Source organism: Sphingomonas sp. PAMC 26605 (assembly GCF_000241485.1).
Lineage (GTDB): Bacteria > Pseudomonadota > Alphaproteobacteria > Sphingomonadales > Sphingomonadaceae > Sphingomonas.
On sequence record NZ_JH584241.1, the window covers coordinates 1,039,435 to 1,057,589 of the forward strand.

Here is an 18,155-nt window from a genome sequence, read left to right on the forward strand (position 1 = left end):
CCCCACCCCAACCCCTCCCCTGAAGGGGAGGGGCTTTCGGCTCCGCTCGTTACTCGGCGTGCGCCTTCAAAATCTTCCCCGGGGTACGCGGCGGCTCGCCCTTCGGCAGCGCGTCGACATGCTCCATGCCCGACGTGACCTGACCCCAGACGGTGTACTGGTTGTCGAGGAAGCGCGCATCGTCGAAGCAGATGAAGAACTGGCTGTTCGCCGAGTTCGGATCCTGCGCCCGTGCCATCGACGCGGTGCCGCGGACGTGCGGCTCCTTCGAGAATTCGGCGGGCAGGTTCGCATGGTTCTTCGAGCCGTGCATGCCGGTGCCCGTGGGATCGCCGCCCTGCGCCATGAAGCCCGGGATCACGCGGTGGAACACGACGCCGTCATAGAAGCCGGCATTGGCGAGCTCGGCAATCCGCGCGACGTGCTGCGGCGCGAGATCGCCGCGCAGCTTGATGACGACGTCGCCGCCCCCACCATTGCCGGTGTCGAGCGTCAGCGTGAGGGTTTCGGGAAGATCGGCCATCGGGACACTCCTGGATTGGGGGACGCGCCGCCCTAACGAGGTGGCGCACGGCTGGCAAATCGCCCGCCGCCGCCAAGCCCAACGAAGCGGCGTTGGCTTTGTTGCCGCACGCCGCTAGACCGCCCCCGATAACAGGCCAAGGAGGTCCATGGTGAGCGAGACCGACCTGACCGAGCCCGAGCTCGAGACCACCCAGCTCGATGAAGACGATCGCCTGAAGCCCGAATTCGTCCGCGCGGTGCTCGACGCGGTCGAGGCGGGCGACGCCGCCGCGGCGCGCGCTTTGGTCGAGCCGCTCCACCCCGCCGACATCGCCGATCTGTTCGAGCTGACGCCGCACGAGGACCGCGCCGCGCTCGCCACCGCGATCACCGACCTGCTCGACGGCGACGTCTTCGCCGAGATGAACGATTATGTCCGCGAGGATCTGATCGACGCGCTCTCGGCGACGCAGGTCGCGGACATCGCCTCCGAGCTCGATACCGACGATGCGGTCGCGATCATCGAGGACATGGAGCCCGCCGATCAGCGCGAAGTGCTCCGCGCGCTCGACCCCGACGATCGTGCCGCGATCGAAGAGGCGCTGAGCTATGACGAGGAGACCGCCGGTCGCCTGATGCAGCGCGAGCTGATCGCGGTGCCCGAGCATTGGTCGGTCGGCGACGTGCTCGACTATCTGCGCCAGCATGACGAGCTGACCACCGATTTCTGGGAGATCTTCGTCGTCGATCCCGCGCACAAGCCGGTCGGGACGGTCGCTTTGTCGTGGATTCTGCGCACGCCCCGCGGCATCGCGATCAGCGACGTGATGCAGCGCGAGCAGACGCTGATCCCGGTCGACATGGACCAGGAAGAGGTCGCTTTGCGCTTCCAGAAATACGCGCTGATCTCGGCCGCGGTGGTCGATCCGGTCGGGCGGCTGGTCGGGATGATCACCGTCGACGACGTGGTCCATATCATCTCCGAAGAGGCGGGCGAGGATATTCTCCGCCTGTCGGGCGCCGGCGACGGCGACATCAATGAGCCGATTCACCTCACTGTACGGACGCGAATCACCTGGCTCGTCGTCAATCTCGGCACCGCGATGCTCGCCGCTTCGGTCGTCGGGCTGTTCCAGGGCGAGATCGGGCGCTTCGCCCTGCTCGCGGTGCTGATGCCGATCGTTTCCGGCATGGGCGGCAACGCCGGCACGCAGACGCTCGCGGTGATGGTGCGCGCGCTCGCCACTAACCAGCTGACCAGCTCGAACACCGGCCGCATGATCTACCGCGAGTTCCGCATCGCCGCCGCCAACGGCGCGATGCTCGGTGTGTTGATCGGGCTCGGCACCTTCCTGATCTTCGGCAACGCGCACCTCGCGATCGTGATCGCGATGGCGATGGTGATCAACAATCTCATCGCCGGCCTTTCGGGGGTGCTGATCCCGGTGACGCTCGACCGGTTCGATATCGATCCCGCCGTGTCGTCGGCAGTGTTCGTGACGATGATGACCGATGTGATGGGCTTCTTCTCGTTCCTCGGCCTCGCGACGCTGTTCGGGCTCGGCAGCTAGGCCCATGTGGAATCACCTGCCGGTATCGATCGGGGTTCAGCTCGTCTGCTGGGCGCTGGGGCGCTGGCTCGCGGTGCCGACGCGCGGCGCGATCTGGCTCGGCTGCTTCGCGGGGTCGGCGGTGTGCATCATGCGCGAGATCACGCAGAATGAATATCAGTGGATCGAGCAGTTCGGCGCGGGGCGGCGGGCCAACATGCCGGGCTATGCCGGGCTCGAAGTATGGGCGTGGAACGCGCATTCGCTGTCCGAGACCGCGGTCGCCATCATCGGGTCGGTCCTTGTCGCGCTCGTCGTGAGCCATTACGCCGCCGATCGCGACGCTTGAGCCTTTCGGGGGTTGGCGGAGCGCGCGCGCTGCCCCATCTGGCGGGGGTGCCGCTTCATCTCACCAAGGTCGCGTTCGGCGCGACCAGCCTCGATCATCTCGCCGAACGCCTGCGCGACCGCGCCGCCGACGGCCCGGTCTTCCTGACGACGCGCTATCTGCCCAAGCGGCACGAGGAGATCGTCGGCGAGGCCAGCGGTGCGGGCGGCGGCTCACTCTACTGGATCATCAAGCACACGCTCGTCGCGCGCTCGCCGATCCTCGGCTTCGGCGAGGCCGAGGGCGGGCGCGTCGCGATCCATATCGACCCCGCGCTGGTACTGACCGAAGGCCGCCCGAAGCGCGCGCATCAGGGCTGGCGCTATCTCGAAGCCGCCGACGCGCCGGCCGATCTCGGCGCGGGGATGATCGCGGGCGATGCCATGCCGACCGCGCTTATCGCCAAACTGTCGGCGCTGGGGCTGATCTAGCGCGCCTCGGGCGCGGGGCTGCCGCACGTCACCGGCGCGCCGGCGGGCGCCTTGACCTTGCATTTCGGGCTGCCCGAGATCGTCACCGCGCCGAGCCCGGTGGTCACGACATCGGCGCTGTAGCGCGCATCGGCCTGCGTCGCGCCCGCGCCGTCGAGCCGCAGCAGCGCCTCGTCGGCGTGAAGCGCGCTCGCGTCGATCGAGCCCGCCCCGCTGCTGAGCAGCCGCAGCCGCGCGGTGCGGCCGCCGAGCGTCATCGCCCCCGCGCCGACGAGCGTCACCGAGACCTGGTCGGCGGCGAGTTCGGGGGCGACGATCGATCCGCTCCCCGTGACCTGCAGGTCGACGCGCGGCCCGCGCAACGGTCCACTGACGGTCAGCTTGCCGCCGCCGACCACCGCGGCGGCGTGCAGATCGATCGTCCGCACGAAGATCGTCGCGGGTTCGCTCGCGCGCGGCGCCGCCGAGTCGCGCGCGGCGGCGCGGACCGTAAGCACGCCCGCATCGACGTGCAGGTCGAGCCCGTCGGTCGCGCCGGTCACCCGCGCCGCCGGCGTACCGCGGGTCGCGAGGCGGACGTCGAACGGCCCCTCGATGCGGATGCGATCGAAATCGCCGATGAAATAGCTCCGCTCGGCCGCCTGCGCGGAGGCGAGCGTGACGAGCAAGGCGAGGGTCAGGAAACGCAGCATCGCCGCGACCATCCGCGCAACCGCGCGCCCGCGCAAGCCCGATCACCCGCCCCGTATCACCCGCCGCAGCGCACCTCGCCCGAGCCGACCTTGCTCGTCGTGCAATGCGCCGCCTTGCCGAGATCGACAGTGCCCGAGCCAACGAGCGACACGTCCGCCGCACCGTTTACATCGGCGACGACATCGCCCGACCCGACAAGCGAGACCGTCGCACCGCGCGCCCTGAGCCCGCGCGCGGCGACATTCCCCGATGCGGCGGATTCGATCGTCAGCCGCTCGACCGAGCCGGCAGCGGCGATATTGCCCGACCCGGCGATCGCCAGCTTGGCCTGCGGGACGACAAGCGCAGCGATCGACAGATTGCCCGAGCCCGCCGCGGTGCCGTCGAAACGACTCCCGTCGGTCCGGTCGATCGCCATGTTGCCCGAACCGACGATCTGCGCCGCGACGATCCGCGGCATCGTCACGAACACCTTGACGGGGTCATGTTTCCCGCTCCAGCCGTAGCCGGGGGTCTGCTTGCGGTCGATGCGCAGCGTGTTGCCCTCGCGCACGATGTCGAGCCGGTCGAGTTCGGCACGCGGCCCGGTGGCACGCACCGAAAAGCCGGTTCCGATGCGCACATCGACATCGTCCGAACCGCGCAGCGCGACAGTGGTGAAATCGGTGATCGCGAAGCTGCGCGTGGTGCTCGGACCCGATTCCTTGCCGCTCGGCGGCGACGCGTCGCTTTGAAACGAGCAGGCGGCGAGCGGAAGGACGACGAGAAGCGAAAGGGTGCGCATGACGGGGCTCCTGTGTGTTGCTCTATCAATACACCCAGGCGCAGCTCGCGCAACAAAAAAGGGGCGACCGTTGCCGGCCGCCCCCTGTTTGCACGGTTGTCGCGATCAGGATCAGACCGTAGCCTTGTCCTTGTTGTGGATCGCGGCGGCCTTGCGCAGGATTTCGAGGATCTTTTCCTGTGCGGTCGGCTCGTCGACCTGCTCCATCGCGGCGAGTTCGCGCGCGAGGCGGCTGGTCGCGCCTTCGAAGATCTGCCGCTCCGAATAGCTCTGCTCGGGCTGGTCGTCGGCGCGGAACAGGTCGCGGACCACTTCGGCGATCGACACGAGGTCGCCCGAATTGATCTTGGCTTCATATTCCTGCGCGCGGCGCGACCACATGGTGCGCTTGACGCGCGGCTTGCCGGTCAGCGTTTCGAGCGCTTCGCGCAGCGTCTTGTCGCTGGAAAGCTTGCGCATCCCGACGCTTTCCGCCTTGTTGGTGGGAACGCGCAGCGTCATGCGCTCTTTTTCGAACCGCAGGACATAGAGTTCGAGCTGCATCCCGGCGATTTCCTGCCGTTGAAGCTCGATCACACGGCCGACACCGTGCTTGGGATAAACGACATAATCGCCGACGTCGAAGGACAGCGCCTTGGCAGCCATTCCGTAAGACCTTTCTGTGGACCGGGTATCCGGTGCAACGCATCCGCGGCAGAAAAGCTGCAGAGCACGTGCGGATGTGGGTGTTGTTGTACGTCTCCGTGCCGAAAGCGCGCGCGGTGGCGCTTGCGTCCCTGTCCATTTAACAGAGTCGTAATAAAATTACCAGCTAAACGTCGTACTCGCGACGCAATTGCGGATTGCTTTCGTTCGCAATCGCGAATCGAGACGCAGTTCCGCCCCGATTCGCGACACTTCAGTCGCCGGCGCCGGGCTCGGGCGAGAAGAACTCCATCTTGCCGGGCTTGCCCTTCCACGCATCGGCGTCGGCCGGCGTCTGGTTGGCGTTGCGCGTCACGTTGGGCCACTGGCCCGAGAAGGTCGTGTTGAGCTCGAGCCACTGCTCGAGGCCCGATTCGGTATCGGGCAGGATCGCTTCCGCCGGGCATTCGGGCTCGCACACGCCGCAGTCGATGCACTCGCTGGGATTGATCACCAGCATGTTCTCGCCTTCGTAGAAGCAGTCGACCGGGCACACCTCGACGCAGTCCATGTACTTGCACTTGATGCAGGCATCGGTGACGACGTAGGTCATTAAAACACTCCCGGAGTACGAACGCTTGTGCTGCTATGCCCGAGCGCCACCGCCGTCAACGCTTGCGCGCTCCGATCGGCCATTTTCGAGCAGCTCGTCATAACAGGCGCGCCCTTCCTCGGGCGGGCCGCGCCGCTGCGGCAGCAGCGTGACGCGCAGCGCGCGGACATGCCCCGCGGGCGTGGCGAAGGCGACGACGCTGCCGACGCGGACAGAGGCGGCAGGCTTGTCGACCGCGCGACCGTCGATCCGGACGCGCCCGCTCGCCGCCATGTCGTGCGCGATGCCGCGCGTCTTGACGATCCGCGCGAACCACAGGAAGCGGTCGAGCCGCATCGTCTGCTCGGAGCCGCCCAAGCGCTACCCCGCTTGCCCCGCCAGCGCGGCGAACGCGCCCGCCATCGCGGTATCGCGCGGCGGCGGTGCAGTCCGCACCGGCGGGCGGCCGCGCCAGCTCCAGCGCAGCGCGTCGTCCGCGCTCGGCGCGGGGCGGAAACCGAAGCCGCCCATCAATTGCTCGAGCGTCGCGCGCGTCAGCCCCATCGACAAAGCGAGCGCGGGATCGAGCACGAACGGTTTGCGCCCCTGGCTGCCGCGCGCGTCGTGCGCCGCGCGCGCGATCCGTTCGATCAGGTCGATCCGCACCGCCTGCGCGCCGACCGGGCGATAGCCATGCGCGAGCGTCGCGCCGGACGCGGCGCGGTCGAGCACCGTTGCCCCTTCGCGCGGCCCCGCACTCACCGGCTGCGTATTGCGCGCCGCGAGCAGCACCCGCCGCCAGCGCGCCGCGCCGGGCTTGAGCAGGCGGGGATCGAACAGGTCGAGCGCACCGATCGTGAACCCCGCCCCGCGAAACGCCTTCCGCGCAACGGAATCGAGCCCGTCGACCGCCACTGCGATGTCGGCGCGCGCGACGATCCCGCCATGCGCGACGAGCGCCGCCGCGACGGCGCGCGACGCCGGGCTCGCCGCCGGATCACGCTGCACGCCGTCGAGCACGACCAGCCCCGGCACGCTGCGCTTGAGCTGTCCGCCGAGCCACAGCCGCAGTCGCGCGTCGATCTTGCCGCGCGCCTCGACCGACAGGCAGTCGAGCGCGCGATCGAGCAGCACCCGCGGGCGCAGCAGCGTCGGCCCGGGCGCGAGCGTCGCCACCGCGAGCTCGCCCCACAGCAAGGTCGGCACCGCGCCGACCTCGGCGGACAGCGCGAGCGCGTCATCCTCCGCTTCCGCCAGCGCAACACCACGCCGCGCCCGCTCATCGCCGAGGCGGCGCTCGGCGGCGGCGAGCAGCAGGCGCTTGTCGGTCGCGCGCGCATCGGGTGCGACGACGAAGCGGAAGCCGTCGAGCCGGCCGATCGGATGGTCCTCGACCATCACCTCGCCCTGCTCGCCGATCGTGACCGGAAGCGCGCGCGGATCGGCACCGATCTGCCGCATCAGCAGCGTCGTCCGCTTATCGACGAAGCGCTGCGTCAAGCTCAGGTGGAGCGCATCGGACAGCCGTTCCTCGACCGCCCCCGCCCGCGCGGACCAATGCGCCGGATCGGCGAGCCAGTCGGCGCGGTTGGCGATGTACGACCAGCTCCGCGCCGCCGCGATCCGCCCGGCGAGCGTCTCGACATCGCCCGCGACATTGTCGAGCCGCGCGATCTCGGCCGCGAACCAGTCGTGCGGAATGGTGCCGTTGCCCTCGCTCAGATAGCCGAACAGTCTTGCCACGAAGCGCGTATGCGGATCGACCCCGAGCTTGCGGAAATCGGGCACCCCGCACGCCGCCCACAACCGCGCGACCATCGCCGGCGAGCGACAGCGCCCGCGCACGCCGGGCTCGTCGGCCATCCGCTTCAACACCGCGAGATCGGTCGATTGCGGCGCCGCCCACAGCACGCGGTGCTCGGGCCGCTGCTCGAGGCTTTCGATCAGCGCGTCGACGCTCGAATAATCGGGCTCGCCCTGCCGCCAATAGAGCTGCTCGAGCGGCGGGAAGCGATGCTCCTCGATCGCGAACACTTCCTCGGGGGTGAACGCCCCCGGACCTTCCTCGACCAGCGCGCCGAAGGTCCCGTCGCGCTGATGCCGCCCGGCGCGCCCGGCGATCTGCGCCATTTCGGCGACGCGCAGCCGCCGCTGGCGATGGCCGTCGAACTTGTTGAGGCTGGCAAAGGCGACGTGCGCGACGTCCATGTTGAGCCCCATCCCGATCGCGTCGGTCGCGACGAGATAATCGACCTCGCCCGCCTGGAACATCGCGACCTGCGCGTTGCGCGTGCGCGGCGACAAAGCGCCCATCACCACCGCTGCGCCACCGCGCAAGCGCCGCAGCATCTCGGCGACCGCGTACACTTCCTCGGCGCTGAACGCGACGATCGCCGAGCGCTTGGGCAGCCGGCTGATCTTCTTCGCACCGGCATAGCTGAGCGTCGAGAAGCGCGGCCGGTTGATGATCTCGATTCCGGGCACGAGCGCCTTGAGCATCGGCCGCAGCGACTCCGAGCCGAGCAGCATCGTCTCCTCACGCCCGCGTGCACGCAGAATGCGGTCGGTGAAGACATGGCCGCGCTCGGGATCGGCACCCAGTTGCGCCTCGTCGAGCGCGACGAAGGCGAGGTCCTTGTCGAGCGGCATCGACTCTGCGGTGCACAGGAACCAGCGCGCGTCCTTGGGGACGATCTTCTCCTCGCCGGTGATCAGCGCGACGCGGCTCTCGCCCTTGAGCTTGACGACGCGGTCATAGACCTCGCGCGCGAGCAGCCGCAGCGGGAAGCCGATCATGCCGCTCGAATGCCCGCACATCCGCTCGACCGCGAGATGCGTCTTGCCGGTATTGGTCGGCCCCAGGACCGCCGTGACGGCGTGTTCTGCGTTACGCTGCATGACGGATGCAACATCGCGTGCCGTGGAGCGGAGTGCAACCACTAGGGAAAAATACGATCTGCAATGCGCGGATTAACCACGCTAAAGCAGGCCGCAAGAAACCGTTCCACCACCCCGTCGCAGCAGGGCAACAGTCTGGCGTAACCTCCATGTCAGGCGTGCGGGGTTAATTTGACTTTAGGCTTTTGCCACCACAGTGATTCGGCTCCATGCTGCGGGGCGGAACGAGCAGCGTGTATCCATATTTCGGGGGCGCCGATCCTTGTTCTTGCGTAACGACCTTGGGCTCGACCAGGCTGGCGGCACCACCGCAGTCTCGTTCGGTCGCGCGATCGTCCCCAACCCCGAACTCTCCCGCTTCGAGAAACTGCGCGCCGCCGCGCTGAAGGTCGATTGGGTTCCCGATCTCGGCTCGCGGATCGGCACGCTCGACTGGTGGCGTGGCGCCGCGACCTGCGCCGGCTTGTGCGCATCCGCGATCGCGATCGCCCCGCCGATCACCCGCCCGATCCCCGGCGCGGTCCCCGCCCCGCTCGACGGCGCCGAGCGCGACGAAGCGCGCGCGCAGGCGATCCTGCCGCTCGCGCTTGGCGCGAACAGCGGACGCCACATGGCGTCGAACGATCTCGTCGTCCCGCTCGCCGAAGCCCCCGAACGCCCGATCGAGGAGCGCACGGCGACCGTCGGCCAGGGCGACAGCTTCGGCGACATGCTCCAGCGCGCCGGCGTGTCCGAACGCGATGCGCAGAACGCGGTCGCCTTGATCGCCGGCGCGGTGCCGCTCGGCGAGCTCAAGCCCGGCACGCAAGTCCCGATGACGCTCGGCCGCCGCCCCGACCGCAGCGTCGCGCGCCCGCTCGAGGCGCTCGCGCTGCGCGCGCGCTTCGACGAGGAGCTCACCCTCAAGCGCGTCGGCGACCAGCTGACGCTCGTCAAACAGGCGATCGCGATCGACAATACCCCCTTGCGCATCCAGGGCCCGGTCGGCGGCAGCCTCTACCGCTCGGCGCGCGCCGCGGGCGTTCCGGTCAAGCTGGTCGAGACCTATATCAAGGCGATCGCCAGCAAATATGCGATCGGCCAGGTCGGCCGCGACGATTCGTACGATCTGGTGATCGAGCGCAAGCGCGCCGCGACCGGCGAGACGCAGCTCGGCAACCTCCTCTTCGCCGGGCTCGACCACGGCGCGACCAAGACCCAGCTCGTGCAATGGACCGACGGCACCTGGTACGAAGCGAGCGGCCAGGCCGAACGGCAGGGCATGTTCACCATGCCGGTGTCGATGGCGCGGGTGACCTCGTCGTTCGGGATGCGCTTCCACCCGCTGCTCGGCTTCACGCGGATGCACAAGGGGATCGACATCGGCACGCCGTGGGGCACCCCGGTGCACGCGCCGGCCGACGGGACGATCGTCTATGCCGGCCGCGCCGGCGGCTATGGCAATCTCATCAAGATGGCGCATGGCGGCAATATCGTCACCTGCTACGGCCATCTCAGCCGCTTCGCGACGCGCGCCGGCCAGCATGTGTCGCGCGGCGAAGTGATCGGCTATTCGGGCAATAGCGGCATGTCGACCGGCCCGCATCTCCACTGGGAGGTGATCCGCGGCGGCGTCGCGGTCAATCCGCGCGGCTTCTCCTTCTCGAGCATCGCCACGCTGTCGGGCGAGCAGTTGCGCGCCTTCAAGGCGAAGGTGGCGAGCCTGCTCGCGGTGCGCCCGGGGGCGTAAGCGCCTCCCTTTTCCCTGCGCGTTGATGCAGCGCTAGCGACCCTGCGCGCGCCAGCGCTTCAACGTGCGCGCGATGATCTCGCCCTCGCCGCCGGTCTCGCGCCACAATTGCGAGAAGAGCGGATCGGCCGACGCCGGGCGCTTCTCCTCGGCGAGCGAATCGAACGAGACGCGGATCGGGATCGCCACGCCCTCCCCGCAGATGATGCACTCGCGGTTGCGCAAGGCAGGGATCGAATCGAGGAAGCCGCGCGCGCCCTCGGGCATCGCCGCGCGGACGAACGCCTGGTCGCGATCGTTGTTGAGCCGCATCGCGATGATCGTGCCGCATTGCGACAGCACGCCCTCGGCGAGATCCGACGGCCGCTGCGTGATCAGCCCGAGCGAGACGCCGTATTTGCGGCCCTCCTTGGCGATTCGCGAGAGGATTCTCCCGACGCTCGAGCCCTGGTCGTCGCCCGCCGGAATGTAGCGATGCGCCTCCTCGCAGACGAGCAGGATCGGCCGCTGCGGCTCGCCGCGCGACCAGATCGCGAAATCGAACACCATCCGGCTGAGCACCGCGACCACCACCGACGTGATCTCGGACGGCACGCCCGACACGTCGATGATCGAGATCGGCTTGCCGTCGCCGGGCAGGCGGAAGATCCGCTCGATGAAGCCCGCCATCGTATCGGCGACGAGCATCCCTGAGAACATGAAGCCGTAGCGCGGATCGGCCTTGACCTCGTCGATCTTGGTGCGCAGCCGCAGATACGGCGCGGTGTCGCCGGCGCGGTCCATCTTGCCCATTTCGAGGCTGATCAGATTGGTCAGGTCGCTCAGCAGATACGGCACCGGCGCATCGACGGTGAGCTTGCCGATCTCCTGCCCGAGCCGGCCCTTGGCGCGCGCCATCAGCAGGCATTTGGCGAGGATGTCGGCGTCGATCTGCTGTTCCGACCCCGACGAGGTGACGAACACCTCGCAATGTTCCTCGAAGTTCATCAGCCAATACGGCATCTGCAGGTTCGATACGTCGTAGATCGCGCCATTGCCCTTGAACGCCGCGGCATATTCGCCGTGCGGATCGACCATCACGATATGCCCCTGCGGGCTGAGCTCGCAGATCCGGTGGAGGATCAAGGCGGCGCTGGTCGACTTGCCCGTGCCGGTGCTGCCGAGCAAAGCGAAATGCTTGCCGAGCATCGCATCGACATACAGCGCGGCGCGGATGTCCTTGGTCGGATAGACCGTGCCGATCTCGATATGCGCGCGGTCGTCGGCGGAATAGATCTGCCGCAGGTCGCCGGTCGAGACCGGATACACCAGGCAGCCCGGCGTCGGATAGCGCGTCACGCCGCGGCGGAACTTGTAGAGCTTGCCGGTCAGTTTCTCCTCGTCGCCCTCGCCGAGAAAATCGATCACCGCGGCGATGCGGTCCTCATGCCCGTCGACGAGCTTGAGCGAGCGCACATTGGCGATCAGCCAGCTGCCGCCGACGCGCATCTTGATCTGGCTGCCGACCGAGCCCGCGGTCGCGACGACCGGATCTGGGTCTCCCATCGTCGCGTCGAGCGCGAAGGGATCGAGCATCACCAGGCTGCTCGATCCGGCGATTTCGAATACCATGCCGATACTCTTGATCGCCGCCAGCGGGGCGGTGGGCGCAAAGACGTGTGCGCTCGACATTTCGGTCATGGTGCGGCGGGTCCCCGGTGTCAGACGACCGCCATGCATGGAAATCCGTAAATATGTTATGAGGATGCCGATCGATACGGGGCGCCCGGCGGCACTTTGCGCTTGCCGACGGGCAGCTTCGGGCAGAGGATCGCCCGACATCGGGGGGCGCGATGCAACACCGAAACATGGCGGCATGGACCGCGGGGATCCTTGCCGCGAGCGCGGCGCTCGCGCAGGACCATGTCGCGCCCAACGCCTGGGGCTATGATTTCCCGGCGCGCTACGACGCCGAGATCGCCGCGCCCGCAGTCCACCGCATCCGCTATGCCGACGATCACATCCTGCTGATGGAAGTCGCCAACCCGCCGGGTTACGCGATGCAGCTCCACGGCCATCGCTATCCCTCGATCTTCGCGCGCGTGTCGGGGACGACGCACCTCGGCGGAGGCGGGCCGGGCGACCAATATCTCGAACCGGACGGCGGCCGCAACGGCGAGCATTGGCACAGCGCGCCCCCGCCCGCGCACACGCCCGAGCTCGAATGCACCGCCGCCGATCCGCAGGCGCCGCACCGCCCGGTCAATCGCGGCGCCGTGCCGCAACATTTCTATCGAATCGAATTCCGCCGCTTCGACGAATCACCTCCACGCGACACGGGTTCGCGCGAAACGCTGCGCTACGCCGACGCCGTCGTGCGGCTCGTCGAGGTCCGCATCGCGCCCGGCCGGTCGAGCCGCCCGACCGTCACGCGCCATCCCGCGATCCTCGCGATCGATACGCAGCGCGCGTTCGACGCGCTCGACGCGGTCGCCGGGCCCGCCGCCGGGCGATCGCTGCCGCCGAGCGGGCTGACGATGCCGCGCTGCATCACCCTCGACGCCGGCGCGCGCTCGCGCTCGACAATCCGGGGAGCGCCGCGATTCATTACTATCGGCTCGAGTTCAAGCGAATCGAAGGCGCCGCGCTGAAAGACCATTGGCGCGACTGGTACCCCGCCATGACCAGGATCCGCTGATCCTCACCCCGCCGGCACCGCGCTCACCGCCGGCACGCTGTGCACCGCCGGCGCGAGGAACGGCAGCGTCACCGCATAGCCGCCCAGCGCGAGCAGCAACGCGAAGGTCACCCGCGTCCCCGCCGCGCGGCCGAATCGCACCCCGTCCATCCCGACCGCGTGGGCGATGCGCGCGAGCACGAATAGCACGCTCGCCCCCCACAGCCAGAGACTCGAGCCCGTGGTGATTTCGATCAGCGCGATCAGGATCACGATGAAGGGCGCCGCTTCGATGAAATTGGCGTGCGCGCGCATCCGGCGAATCAGCGCTTCGTTGCCGCCGTCGCCGATGCCAATCCCGGTCTGACGGCGGATCGCGCTGGTGCGCAGCGCCAGCCACACATTGAGAATCGCGGCGGCCCCGGCGCTCACCAGCGCGATCGGCAGCAAAATCGGTCCCATCGATACCCCCAAAATGTCAGCCCAGCGACCCTGGCAGGCGATGCGCAAGCTTGCAACGCCGCGCAGAATCGCTATAGGCCGCCATCTTCGCGATTTGTCTGGCATCGGTGCCGCTTGCGCGGCCAACCTCAGGCGTTGGTTGCGTAGGAGCCCCGACCGGGCGTATCGCACCTGTCAGACACGAATAAGGTTTCGCCAAAATGGCCGTCCCCAAAAGAAAAACCACGCCGTCGAAGCGCGGCATGCGTCGCAGCCACGATTCGCTGACGGTCGCCTCGTTCCAGGAATGCCCGAACTGCGGCGAACTCAAGCGCCCGCACAATCTGTGCCCGTCGTGCGGTCACTATAACGGCCGCGAGATCCTCTCGGTCGAAGGCTGATTCGACGCATCGCCCGGCCAGGTGAACCCGGCCCGTTGAACAGGGAGCGACCAGCGTGACGAACAGCTCCCGGATCGCGATCGATGCGATGGGCGGCGATGAAGGCCTGGCTGTGATGCTCGCCGGCGTTGCGCGTGCGCGCCGCCGGTTCGAGGACATGCGCTTCATCCTCGTCGGGGATGAGGCCGCGATCGCGGCTGGGCTCAAGACTCATCCCAATCTCAGCGCGCATTCCGAAATCGTCCATGCCGCCGACGTGATCGGCTCGGCCGAAAAGCCGAGCCAGGCGCTGCGCCGTGCCAAGACGACGTCGATGGGAATCGCGATCGACATGGTCAAGCAGGGCCGCGCCGCCGCGTGCGTCTCGTCGGGCAATACCGGTGCGCTGATGGCGATGTCGAAGCTGTCGCTCCGCATGATCCCCGGAATCGACCGCCCCGCGCTCGCCGGGCTGATGCCCTCGCTCGGCGACAACGACACCGTCGTGCTCGATCTCGGCGCCAATACCGAGTGCGATTCGCGCAACCTCATCCAGTTCGCGGTGATGGGCGCGGCGTACGCGCGCACCACGCTCGACCTCGCACGCCCGCGCGTCGCGCTGCTCAACATCGGCAGCGAGGACCAGAAGGGCACCGAGACGATTCGCGACGCCGCGACGGCGCTGCGCGCCGCGACGCACCTGCCGCTCGATTTCACCGGCTTCATCGAGGGCGACAAGCTCTCGCGCGGCGATGTCGACGTGATCGTCTGCGACGGCTTCTCGGGCAACATCGCGCTGAAGACCGCCGAGGGCACCGCGCGCTTCGTCGCCGATCTGCTCAAGCGCGCGTTCCGCTCCTCGACGCGCTCGAAGATCGGTTTCCTGATCTCGCGTCCGGCGACCGAATTGCTGCGCCATCATCTCGACCCGAACAACCATAATGGTGCCGTCTTTCTCGGGCTCAACGGGCTGGTGGTCAAAAGCCATGGCGGCGCCAACGAGGTCGGCGTGTGCACCGCGATCGCCGCCGCGGCGAAGATGGTACGCGACGACCTGACTCGGCGGATCGCCGAGGATTTGGGCGATTTCGAGAAAAAGGCAGCGTAATGCCCCCTATGTCAGTTCGTAGCGTCATCATCGGCACCGGCTCCGCATTGCCCGCGCGCCGCGTCTCCAATGCCGAGCTGGCCGAGACCGTCGATACCTCGGACGAATGGATCGTCGAGCGGACCGGCATCCGTTTCCGCCACATCGCCGGCCCCGACGAGACGACCGCGACGCTCGCCGCCGACGCGTGCCGTGCAGCGCTCGGCGCGGCGGGCATCTCGGCGCACGAGATCGACCTGATCGTGCTCGCCACCGCGACGCCCGACCAGACCTTCCCGTCGAGCGCGACCAAGGTGCAGGCAATGCTCGGCATCGACGATTGCGTCGCGTTCGATGTCGCGGCGGTGTGCTCGGGCTTCCTCTACGCGCTCCAGGTCGCCGACAGCATGCTGCGCAGCGGGGCTGCCAAGCGGGCGCTGGTGATCGGTGCGGAAACCTTCAGCCGGATCCTCGACTGGGAGGATCGCGCGACCTGCGTGCTGTTCGGCGATGGCGCCGGCGCGGTCGTGCTCGAGGCGCAGGACACGCACGATACCGGCAATGTCGGGCGCGGCATCCTCGCGATGCGGCTCCATGCCGATGGCCGTCACAACGACATGCTCTATGTCGATGGCGGTCCCTCGACCACGGGGACGGTCGGCAAGGTCCGCATGAAGGGCCGCGAGGTGTTCCGCCACGCCGTCGTCAATCTCGCCGCGGTGATGACCGAGACGCTCGAACGCGCCGAGCTCACCGCCGCCGACGTCGATTGGGTCGTGCCGCACCAGGCCAATGCACGCATCCTCGACGCGACCGCGCGCAAGCTCCACCTCGCCCCCGAGCGTGTTATCGTTACCGTCGATCAGCATGCCAATACTTCGGCTGCGTCGGTTCCACTCGCGCTCGATACCGCGGTCAAGGACGGCCGGATCAAGCGCGGCGACCTGATCGTGCTCGAGGCAATGGGCGGCGGCTTTACCTGGGGCGCCGCGGTCGTCCGGTTCTAATTATTGTTAAACGCCCGGACCAAAGAGCTTTTCGCACCTGCTTTGTTATGGTAGCGTAAGGTTTCCAAAAATGTTGCGGGAGCGTATCGATGGAAAGTGCGGGAACATTGACGCGTGCCGATCTGGCCGAAGCGTTGCACCATAATGTCGGTCTGTCGCGTACCGACTCGTCGAAAATGGTCGAGCGAATCCTCCACCACATGTGCAGCGCGCTCGCCAACGGCGACAACGTCAAGATTTCCGGCTTTGGCACCTTCGTCCTGCGCGACAAGGGCGAACGCGTCGGCCGCAACCCCAAGACCGGCATCGAAGTGCCGATCGCGCCGCGCCGCGTGCTGACCTTCCGCGCCAGCCAGATGATGCGCGACCGCATCGTCGAAGCGGACTGATCTAGCGGATGGCCGTGCCGCCCGCGCGCGCCGGCGACACGGCGATGGACAGGCCGACCGATCAGGCCTCCGACAAGGCCACGAACAAGGCAACCGGGGCCTATCGCACGATCGGCGAGCTCGCGCGCGACACGGGCTTGCCGCCGCATATCCTGCGCTATTGGGAAACGCGCTTCCCGCAGTTGCGCCCGCTCCAGCGTGCCGGCAACCGGCGCTACTATCGGCCCGAGGACGTCGCGCTGGTCGAGCGGATCGCCAGGATGCTCAACCAGGACGGCTATACGATCCGCGGCGTGCAACAGGCGCTCGCCGCCGGGGGGCCATCGACCGACGCGCCGCCGCGCGCGATGACGGCCGCCGTGCGCACCGTACGCGACGCGCTGGCCGCGGCGCTCGACGCCGATCGCGCGGGGTAGAGCGCGCCTACCGCTCGCGCGTCGCGGCGAAGCTGACCTTGGGATAGCGATCGGCGACATAGCTGACGTCCCACGCGGTCTTCGCGAGATAGACCGGATTGTTGTCGCGATCCTTCGCCATCGACGTGCGGTTGAGGTCCATGAACGCCTTGAGGTCGGCCGGATCCGCTGCAGACACCCAGCGCGCGGTGTCGTACGGCGCCATTTCGAGCCCCGCATCGACCTTATATTCCGCCTCGAGCCGGCTCAGCAGCACTTCGAGCTGGAGCTGACCGACCACGCCGATGATCCAGTTCGAGCCGATCTCGGGATAGAAGACCTGCGTCACGCCCTCCTCGGCCATGTCGTCGAGCGCTTTGCGCAACTGCTTGGTCTTGGTCGGATCCTTGAGCGCGACGCGCCGCAGGATTTCGGGCGCGAAGTTCGGCAGCCCGGTGAAGCGCACGTCGGCACGCTCTGACAGCGTATCCCCCACCCGCAGCGTGCCGTGGTTGGGGATGCCGATGATGTCGCCCGGAAACGCCTCGTCCGCCAGCTCGCGTTCGCGCGCGAAGAACAGGATCGGCGAGTGGATCGCGATCGGCTTGCCATGCCCCGTCGGCGTCAGCTTCATGCCGCGCTTGAAGGTGCCCGAGCACAGCCGCATGAACGCGATGCGATCGCGGTGGTTGGGGTCCATGTTCGCCTGGACCTTGAACACGAAGCCGGTGACGTCGGCGCGGTCGGGCAGCACTTCGGCGGGCTCGGCCGGCTGCGGCCGCGGGCCCGGCGCATGGCGGCCGAGCGCGTCGATCAGCTCGGCGACGCCGAATTCCTTGAGCGCGGAGCCGAAATAGACCGGCGTCTGGTCGCCGCCGCGATACGCCTCGACATCGAACGCCCCATAGCCGCCGAGCGCGAGTTCGGATTCGTCCTGGAGCAGCTTCAGGCCCGCCGGGCTGAGCGTCTCGGCGAGTTTGGGATCGTCGAGCCCGGTGAAGCTCAACGCCTTGCCCATGAACTCGCGGCTCGGCCCTTCGGGCTGGCTCAGGCTGTTGGCGTGGAGATCGTACACCCCCTCGAAATCGCTGCCCATGCCGACCGGCCAGCTCATCGGCGTGACGTCGAGCTGGAGCATCTCGGCGATCTCGTCGAGCAGGTCGAACGGCGGGCGGCCCTCGCGATCGACCTTGTTGACGAAGGTGATGATCGGCACCGAGCGCAACCGGCACACCTCGAACAGTTTGCGCGTCTGCGCCTCGATGCCGCGCGCGGCGTCGATCACCATCACCGCCGAATCGACCGCGGTCAGCGTGCGATAGGTGTCCTCCGAAAAGTCCTCGTGGCCCGGCGTGTCGAGCAGGTTGAAGGTGAGACCGCCCCGCTCGAAGGTCATCACCGACGAGGTGACCGAGATGCCGCGCTGCTGCTCGATCTTCATCCAGTCCGAGCGCGCACGGCGATTCTGGCCGCGCGCCTTCACTTCCCCCGCCAGATGGATCGCGCCGCCGAACAGCAGCAGCTTTTCGGTCAGCGTGGTCTTGCCGGCGTCGGGGTGGGAGATGATCGCGAAGGTGCGGCGGTCGGACGTGTGATTCATGCGGGGG

At 68.1% G+C, this 18,155-nt stretch carries 20 protein-coding genes; 10 read left to right on the forward strand and 10 right to left on the reverse strand.

Features of this window, described 5'->3' with window-relative positions; genetic code table 11:
• Positions 1–49 precede the first annotated feature (49 nt).
• Positions 50–523, reverse strand: coding sequence for a peptidylprolyl isomerase (locus RH90_RS04685; RefSeq protein ID WP_010184190.1), 474 nt, complete (start codon positions 521–523; stop codon positions 50–52).
• 148 nt (positions 524–671) lie between these two features.
• Between RH90_RS04685 and mgtE the strand changes: the two genes are divergently transcribed.
• The 3 genes from mgtE to RH90_RS04700 are packed head-to-tail and all read left to right on the forward strand — an operon-like array spanning position 672 to position 2,873.
• Positions 672–2,075, forward strand: a complete 1,404-nt coding sequence (gene mgtE, locus RH90_RS04690; RefSeq protein ID WP_010184191.1) for a magnesium transporter — start codon at positions 672–674, stop codon at positions 2,073–2,075.
• Between the two features lie 4 nt (positions 2,076–2,079).
• The gene (locus RH90_RS04695) at positions 2,080–2,403 is read left to right on the forward strand and encodes a hypothetical protein (protein ID WP_010184192.1); all 324 of its coding nucleotides are present in this window, start codon (positions 2,080–2,082) and stop codon (positions 2,401–2,403) included.
• Positions 2,400–2,873 (forward strand): DUF1489 family protein, encoded by a 474-nt coding sequence (locus tag RH90_RS04700; protein ID WP_010184193.1) that lies wholly within the window; start codon positions 2,400–2,402, stop codon positions 2,871–2,873. Before RH90_RS04695 ends, RH90_RS04700 begins: the two co-directional genes overlap by 4 nt.
• Here the strand turns inward: RH90_RS04700 and RH90_RS04705 are convergent.
• The 6 genes from RH90_RS04705 to RH90_RS04730 form a co-directional block, all read right to left on the reverse strand.
• Positions 2,870–3,601 (reverse strand): GIN domain-containing protein, encoded by a 732-nt coding sequence (locus RH90_RS04705; protein ID WP_010184194.1) that lies wholly within the window; start codon positions 3,599–3,601, stop codon positions 2,870–2,872. The two genes, RH90_RS04700 and RH90_RS04705, sit on opposite strands and share 4 nt — an antisense overlap.
• A 20-nt stretch (positions 3,602–3,621) precedes the next feature.
• The gene (locus RH90_RS04710) at positions 3,622–4,350 is read right to left on the reverse strand and encodes a head GIN domain-containing protein (protein WP_010184196.1); all 729 of its coding nucleotides are present in this window, start codon (positions 4,348–4,350) and stop codon (positions 3,622–3,624) included.
• A 111-nt stretch (positions 4,351–4,461) separates the two neighbouring features.
• Complete coding sequence (locus RH90_RS04715; RefSeq protein WP_010184199.1) at positions 4,462–4,995, reverse strand: CarD family transcriptional regulator; 534 nt, start codon at positions 4,993–4,995, stop codon at positions 4,462–4,464.
• Between the two features lie 253 nt (positions 4,996–5,248).
• Positions 5,249–5,587, reverse strand: a complete 339-nt coding sequence (fdxA, locus tag RH90_RS04720) for a ferredoxin FdxA (protein ID WP_010184201.1) — start codon at positions 5,585–5,587, stop codon at positions 5,249–5,251.
• A gap of 33 nt (positions 5,588–5,620) precedes the next feature.
• Positions 5,621–5,944 carry a S4 domain-containing protein gene (locus RH90_RS04725; RefSeq protein ID WP_010184202.1) on the reverse strand — a complete coding sequence of 108 codons (324 nt, stop codon included), beginning with the start codon at positions 5,942–5,944 and terminating at the stop codon, positions 5,621–5,623.
• Positions 5,945–5,947: 3 nt separating this feature from the next.
• On the reverse strand, positions 5,948–8,464 hold the full coding sequence (locus RH90_RS04730; protein WP_010184203.1) for a helicase-related protein: 2,517 nt from the start codon (positions 8,462–8,464) through the stop codon (positions 5,948–5,950).
• 262 nt (positions 8,465–8,726) lie between these two features.
• Between RH90_RS04730 and RH90_RS04735 the strand changes: the two genes are divergently transcribed.
• The gene (locus tag RH90_RS04735; protein WP_010184204.1) at positions 8,727–10,193 is read left to right on the forward strand and encodes a M23 family metallopeptidase; all 1,467 of its coding nucleotides are present in this window, start codon (positions 8,727–8,729) and stop codon (positions 10,191–10,193) included.
• Positions 10,194–10,226: 33 nt separating this feature from the next.
• Here RH90_RS04735 and RH90_RS04740 read toward each other — a convergent pair whose 3' ends face one another.
• On the reverse strand, positions 10,227–11,873 hold the full coding sequence (locus RH90_RS04740) for an ATP-binding protein (RefSeq protein ID WP_010184205.1): 1,647 nt from the start codon (positions 11,871–11,873) through the stop codon (positions 10,227–10,229).
• A gap of 152 nt (positions 11,874–12,025) precedes the next feature.
• On the opposite strand from RH90_RS04740, the gene RH90_RS04745 reads away from it, so the two are divergent.
• Complete coding sequence (locus RH90_RS04745) at positions 12,026–12,823, forward strand: hypothetical protein (protein WP_157134517.1); 798 nt, start codon at positions 12,026–12,028, stop codon at positions 12,821–12,823.
• A 50-nt stretch (positions 12,824–12,873) separates the two neighbouring features.
• Here RH90_RS04745 and RH90_RS04750 read toward each other — a convergent pair whose 3' ends face one another.
• Entirely contained in the window at positions 12,874–13,311 is a 438-nt protein-coding gene (locus tag RH90_RS04750; RefSeq protein WP_010184207.1) for an MAPEG family protein, read from the reverse strand.
• Positions 13,312–13,511: 200 nt separating this feature from the next.
• On the opposite strand from RH90_RS04750, the gene rpmF reads away from it, so the two are divergent.
• The 5 genes from rpmF (at position 13,512) to RH90_RS04775 (ending at position 16,569) form a co-directional block, all read left to right on the forward strand.
• On the forward strand, positions 13,512–13,691 hold the full coding sequence (rpmF, locus tag RH90_RS04755) for a 50S ribosomal protein L32 (protein WP_010184208.1): 180 nt from the start codon (positions 13,512–13,514) through the stop codon (positions 13,689–13,691).
• A 55-nt stretch (positions 13,692–13,746) separates the two neighbouring features.
• On the forward strand, positions 13,747–14,778 hold the full coding sequence (plsX, locus tag RH90_RS04760) for a phosphate acyltransferase PlsX (protein ID WP_010184210.1): 1,032 nt from the start codon (positions 13,747–13,749) through the stop codon (positions 14,776–14,778).
• Between the two features lie 8 nt (positions 14,779–14,786).
• Positions 14,787–15,764 (forward strand): beta-ketoacyl-ACP synthase III, encoded by a 978-nt coding sequence (locus RH90_RS04765; RefSeq protein WP_010184211.1) that lies wholly within the window; start codon positions 14,787–14,789, stop codon positions 15,762–15,764.
• 89 nt (positions 15,765–15,853) lie between these two features.
• Positions 15,854–16,153 (forward strand): integration host factor subunit alpha, encoded by a 300-nt coding sequence (locus tag RH90_RS04770; RefSeq protein WP_029625038.1) that lies wholly within the window; start codon positions 15,854–15,856, stop codon positions 16,151–16,153.
• Positions 16,154–16,161: 8 nt separating this feature from the next.
• Positions 16,162–16,569: a MerR family transcriptional regulator gene (locus RH90_RS04775; RefSeq protein ID WP_010184213.1), complete on the forward strand. Its 408-nt coding sequence runs from the start codon at positions 16,162–16,164 to the stop codon at positions 16,567–16,569.
• 7 nt (positions 16,570–16,576) lie between these two features.
• On the opposite strand, the gene RH90_RS04780 is transcribed toward RH90_RS04775, so the two are convergent.
• Positions 16,577–18,148 carry a peptide chain release factor 3 gene (locus tag RH90_RS04780; RefSeq protein WP_010184214.1) on the reverse strand — a complete coding sequence of 524 codons (1,572 nt, stop codon included), beginning with the start codon at positions 18,146–18,148 and terminating at the stop codon, positions 16,577–16,579.
• Positions 18,149–18,155 lie beyond the last annotated feature (7 nt).

Excerpts from the sequence above, each read along its gene's own strand:
- RH90_RS04730 (WP_010184203.1), bottom strand. The coding sequence starts at position 8,464 with ATGCAGCGTAACGCAGAACACGCCGTCACGGCGGTCCTGGGGCCGACC.
- RH90_RS04780 (WP_010184214.1), bottom strand. The coding sequence starts at position 18,148 with ATGAATCACACGTCCGACCGCCGCACCTTCGCGATCATCTCCCACCCC.
- mgtE (WP_010184191.1), top strand. The coding sequence starts at position 672 with ATGGTGAGCGAGACCGACCTGACCGAGCCCGAGCTCGAGACCACCCAG.
- RH90_RS04750 (WP_010184207.1), bottom strand. The coding sequence starts at position 13,311 with ATGGGACCGATTTTGCTGCCGATCGCGCTGGTGAGCGCCGGGGCCGCC.
- RH90_RS04765 (WP_010184211.1), top strand. The coding sequence starts at position 14,787 with ATGTCAGTTCGTAGCGTCATCATCGGCACCGGCTCCGCATTGCCCGCG.
- RH90_RS04740 (WP_010184205.1), bottom strand. The coding sequence starts at position 11,873 with ATGACCGAAATGTCGAGCGCACACGTCTTTGCGCCCACCGCCCCGCTG.
- RH90_RS04715 (WP_010184199.1), bottom strand. The coding sequence starts at position 4,995 with ATGGCTGCCAAGGCGCTGTCCTTCGACGTCGGCGATTATGTCGTTTAT.
- RH90_RS04770 (WP_029625038.1), top strand. The coding sequence starts at position 15,854 with ATGGAAAGTGCGGGAACATTGACGCGTGCCGATCTGGCCGAAGCGTTG.
- RH90_RS04685 (WP_010184190.1), bottom strand. The coding sequence starts at position 523 with ATGGCCGATCTTCCCGAAACCCTCACGCTGACGCTCGACACCGGCAAT.
- RH90_RS04695 (WP_010184192.1), top strand. The coding sequence starts at position 2,080 with ATGTGGAATCACCTGCCGGTATCGATCGGGGTTCAGCTCGTCTGCTGG.
- rpmF (WP_010184208.1), top strand. The coding sequence starts at position 13,512 with ATGGCCGTCCCCAAAAGAAAAACCACGCCGTCGAAGCGCGGCATGCGT.
- RH90_RS04745 (WP_157134517.1), top strand. The coding sequence starts at position 12,026 with ATGCAACACCGAAACATGGCGGCATGGACCGCGGGGATCCTTGCCGCG.
- RH90_RS04775 (WP_010184213.1), top strand. The coding sequence starts at position 16,162 with ATGGCCGTGCCGCCCGCGCGCGCCGGCGACACGGCGATGGACAGGCCG.
- RH90_RS04710 (WP_010184196.1), bottom strand. The coding sequence starts at position 4,350 with ATGCGCACCCTTTCGCTTCTCGTCGTCCTTCCGCTCGCCGCCTGCTCG.
- fdxA (WP_010184201.1), bottom strand. The coding sequence starts at position 5,587 with ATGACCTACGTCGTCACCGATGCCTGCATCAAGTGCAAGTACATGGAC.